Annotated in this window: 3 protein-coding genes and 1 riboswitch; of the genes, 2 read left to right on the top strand and 1 reads right to left on the bottom strand. The window is 72.9% G+C overall.

The window, feature by feature from the left end; all coding sequences use genetic code 11:
- Window positions 1–758, top strand: a 758-nt coding sequence (locus tag NBZ85_RS28720) for an ABC transporter ATP-binding protein (protein ID WP_261563078.1), incomplete at its 5' end; no start/stop codon positions are given.
- Window positions 759–852: 94 nt separating this feature from the next.
- Window positions 853–959: riboswitch (TPP riboswitch) on the top strand.
- Window positions 949–2808 carry a phosphomethylpyrimidine synthase ThiC gene (thiC, locus tag NBZ85_RS28715; protein WP_261560527.1) on the top strand — a complete coding sequence of 620 codons (1860 nt, stop codon included), beginning with the start codon at window positions 949–951 and terminating at the stop codon, window positions 2806–2808. It overlaps the preceding riboswitch by 11 nt.
- A 21-nt stretch (window positions 2809–2829) precedes the next feature.
- Here the strand turns inward: thiC and NBZ85_RS28710 are convergent.
- Window positions 2830–3911: toll/interleukin-1 receptor domain-containing protein (locus NBZ85_RS28710; protein ID WP_261563077.1), on the bottom strand; the 1082-nt coding region annotated here is incomplete at its 5' end.

Here is a 3911-nt window from a genome sequence, read left to right as displayed (position 1 = left end):
CGTCCGCCCCGTCCCAGGCACCGGCCGCCTCGCCCTCGCCGGCCGCCGAGCTGCTCGTGTTCGAGGGGGTGAGCAGCGGCTACAACGAGGGACCGGTGCTGCGGGAGGTGTCACTGGTCGTCCGTGCCGGCGAGATCGTGGCGTTGCTGGGGGCGAACGGAGCTGGCAAGACGACCCTGATTCGCACGGCCGCCGGCCTGTTGCCGCCGAGTGCCGGCCGGGTCGGGATGTTCGGCGAGTGGTACCGGCGTCCCGCTCCGAGCACGCTTGCCCGGCGGGGGCTGGCCGTCGTCCCGCAGGGGCGGGGGGCGCTGGGCCGGCTGAGCGTCCGGGAAAATCTGCGCCTGGCGGCCGGCCGCAGCCACCGCGGCGAGATCGAGCGGGTCCTGGGCTGGTTCCCGGAGCTGGGCGGCCTGCTCGACCGGGCGGCCGGGGAGCTGTCCGGTGGGGAGCGCCAGCGGCTCGCGCTGGCCGTCGCCCTCGTGCGCCGGCCACGGTTGTTGCTGGTGGACGAGCTGTCGTTCGGCCTGGCGCCCGGTGTTGCGCCGCGGCTACTCGAGCTGCTGCATGCGATCGTGGCCGAGACGTCCACCGGCGTGCTGCTCGTCGAGCAGTTCGCCGCCCTCGCCCTGCGGGTGGCCGACCGCGGCTACGTGCTCGACCGCGGTCGGGTCGCGCTGGCCGCGTCCGCCGCGGAGCTCGCCGCCCGCCCCGACCTCATCGAGGCGACCTACCTCGGCAAGTCCCCCGCCCGCTGACCCGCCCAGGCGACGCGCGCGGTGACGTGGGCAATCCCGTCGATTCTCGAAATCGGGTGACGGCCGATAGCGGGTCGGTTATGGTAACCATGCGCGAATTGATCGCGGGAGCTCCACCGAGGGGCTGAGAGGGTGGCTGGGGCCGCCGACCGCAGAACCTGTCCGGGTAATGCCGGCGTAGGGAGTTCATATGGTGTCGCCAGTCGACCGTCATTCATCACCCGCTTCCTCCCAGGATTTTTCCGGTGTGGGAGACGCGGATTCACGTCCGGAATCCACTTCCTTCCCCGCAGCCATTCCGGGCGTTATCCCGGTGGTCTCGCCGGACGGCACGCCGGAGCGGTCCGTGTCGCCAGGGTCGCTGGCCGCACCCCGGGAGACGGCCGTCTCGACCGGGCCGCTCGCGGGCAGCCGCAAGACCTGGCTCGTCGGCGCGGACCCGGACCTGCGGGTGCCGATGCGGGAGGTCGTCCTCACCACCGGGGACAGCGTCGTCCTCTACGACACCTCCGGCCCGTATACCGATCCGACGGCGGACATCGATGTCCGCCGGGGTCTGCCGCCGCTGCGGGCCCCGTGGATCGCCGCTCGCGGTGACACCGCCCCGGCCGGCGGGCGTGGCGCGCTACGGGCCGGGCCCGGCGGAGGAGCCGTCACCCAGCTCGCCCGCGCGCGCCGCGGAGAGATCACCCGGGAGATGCAGTTCGCGGCCCTGCGCGAGGGGCTGCCCGTCGAGACCGTACGGGCCGAGATCGCCGCCGGGCGAGCCGTCCTGCCGGCGAACGTGAACCATCCCGAGTCCGAGCCGATGGTGATCGGCCGGTCCTTCCTGGTGAAGATAAACGCGAATCTCGGCAACTCGGCGGTCACCTCCTCGATCGAGGAGGAGGTCGAGAAGATGGTCTGGGCGACCCGTTGGGGCGCCGACACCGTCATGGACCTGTCCACCGGCGCGGACATTCACCGGACCCGCGAGTGGATCCTGCGCAACTCCCCGGTCCCGGTCGGGACGGTGCCCATCTACGAGGCGTTGGAGCAGGTCGGTGGCCGCCCCGAGGCGCTGACCTGGGAGGCCTACCGGGACACCGTCATCCGCCAGTGCGAGCAGGGGGTGGACTACATGACGGTCCATGCCGGGGTGCTGCTGCGCTACGTGCCCCTCACCGCGCGGCGCCGGACCGGGATCGTCTCGCGCGGCGGTTCGATCCTGGCCTCCTGGTGCCTCGCCCACCATGAGGAGAACTTTCTCTACACCCACTTCGCCGAGCTGTGCGAGATCCTCGCCGCCTACGACGTGACGTTCTCGCTCGGTGACGGCCTGCGGCCCGGCTCGATCTCCGACGCCAACGACGAAGCCCAGCTCGCCGAGCTCGCCACCCTCGGCGAGCTGACCCGCGTCGCGTGGGAGCACGACGTCCAGGTGATGGTGGAGGGGCCCGGTCACGTCCCGCTGCACCGGGTCGAGGAGAACGTCCGGCTGCAGCGGGAGATCTGCCACGACGCGCCGTTCTACACGCTCGGACCGCTCACCACCGACGTCGCGCCCGGCTACGACCACATCACCTCGGCGATCGGTGCCGCCGTGATCGGCTGGCACGGCACCGCGATGCTCTGCTATGTCACCCCGAAGGAGCATCTCGGTCTGCCCGACCGCGACGACGTCAAGGCCGGCGTCATCGCCTACAAGATCGCAGCGCATGCGGCGGACCTCGCGAAGGGGCACCCCGGCGCCCAGGCGTGGGACGACGCGCTGTCGGACGCCAGGTTCGAGTTCCGCTGGGCCGACCAGTTCCACCTGGCGATGGACCCGGACACCGCCCGGTCCTACCACGACGAGACCCTGCCGGCTCCCGCCGCGAAGACGGCTCACTTCTGCTCGATGTGCGGGCCGCACTTCTGCTCGATGAAGATCTCCCACCAGGTGCGGGCCGCCGCGGACAACGCCGACCCGGCCTCGGCGGACGAGGCGATCTCCGCGGGGCTGCGGGCCAAGGCCGCGGAGTTCGCCGCCGCCGGCAGTCGGATCCACCTTCCGATCGCCGGACCCTGAGCGATCGCCGGACCCTGAGCGTCAGGGGTGCCGGGGACGGCCGGGGAAGGGCGGTGCCTGGCTCGGCCGGTACCGGCCCTCGATCGCCCGGCGGATCTCGTCGACGAAGGTGCGCCGCGCCGCCTCGTCGCCCAGGCCGACGAGGTTGATGGAGCTGATGCCCTGTAGCAGCCCCACCTCAGCCCCCGGGCGGTAGTCGGCGACCCGGACCGGGATCAGGCGCCGCTTCATCCCGGTCGGGTCCGCCGCCCATGCCGTCTGCCACTCGGCCCGTACCTTCTTCGAGGCCAGGTAGTGCTCAGAGAGGATCACGAGGGTCCGCTTCGAGTGGGACACCGCCTCGTCGAGGCGGCCCACCCGGTGATCCCCGGCGACGACGTCCCAGGTGTCGAGATGCACCTGGTAGCCCTGCTCTTCCAGCTGCCAGGCGCACCATTCGCCCCAGGCACTGTCCTTCTCCGCGGCGGAGACGAGGAAGTCCCACCCGGCCGAGGTGCGCGGCTCCTCGGCGACGATCGGCGCCACCGGCGGCGGACCCGAGCGCTGGTCCGCCGCGGGCACCCGCGCACCGTCGTCGGCCGGTCCCGCGACCGCCGGCCCCGCCTGGACCCAGGCGGGGCCGGCGAGGCCGGGGACGTCCGTGCCCACCCGCTGGAACGAGCCGGGATCCAGATCGCACAGCCGTCGGTCGACGGTGGCCGCGAACAGGGCCGCCGAGATGATGATGGCCATCTCGGCGGCGGGGAACTCACCGAGCAGGCGGCTGAGGGCGGGCGTGTCGACGAGGCGTGAGGCGGCCTGGGCGGCGTCACCGCGGACGCCGGCGCCCTCGTCGGCGACGACCCGCCCCTGGTGCAGCGCCATCCGCAGCCGGACTCGGCCGCTCTCGCCCCGCGTCCGGTTGTAGGCGTGCAGCACGAGCCGCAGTTCCCGCACGAGATCGGCGACCACGCGCTCCGCTGGCACGTCGTCGCGGAGCACGCCGAGGAGCCCACCCCCCCGGTCCTGGACGCTCACCGCATCGGCCGGCAGTCCGCCGTTGCGCGCCGCCTGGCTCAGGAGCTGGCGCAGGCCGTCCCGCCAGGCCACCGGCACCCCCACCC

The sequence above is a fragment of the Frankia tisae genome (assembly GCF_025403405.1).
Taxonomy (GTDB): domain Bacteria; phylum Actinomycetota; class Actinomycetes; order Frankiales; family Frankiaceae; genus Frankia; species Frankia tisai.
The sequence above is the reverse complement of the archived record's forward strand: the minus strand, read 5'-3'. Positions and strand labels throughout refer to the sequence as shown.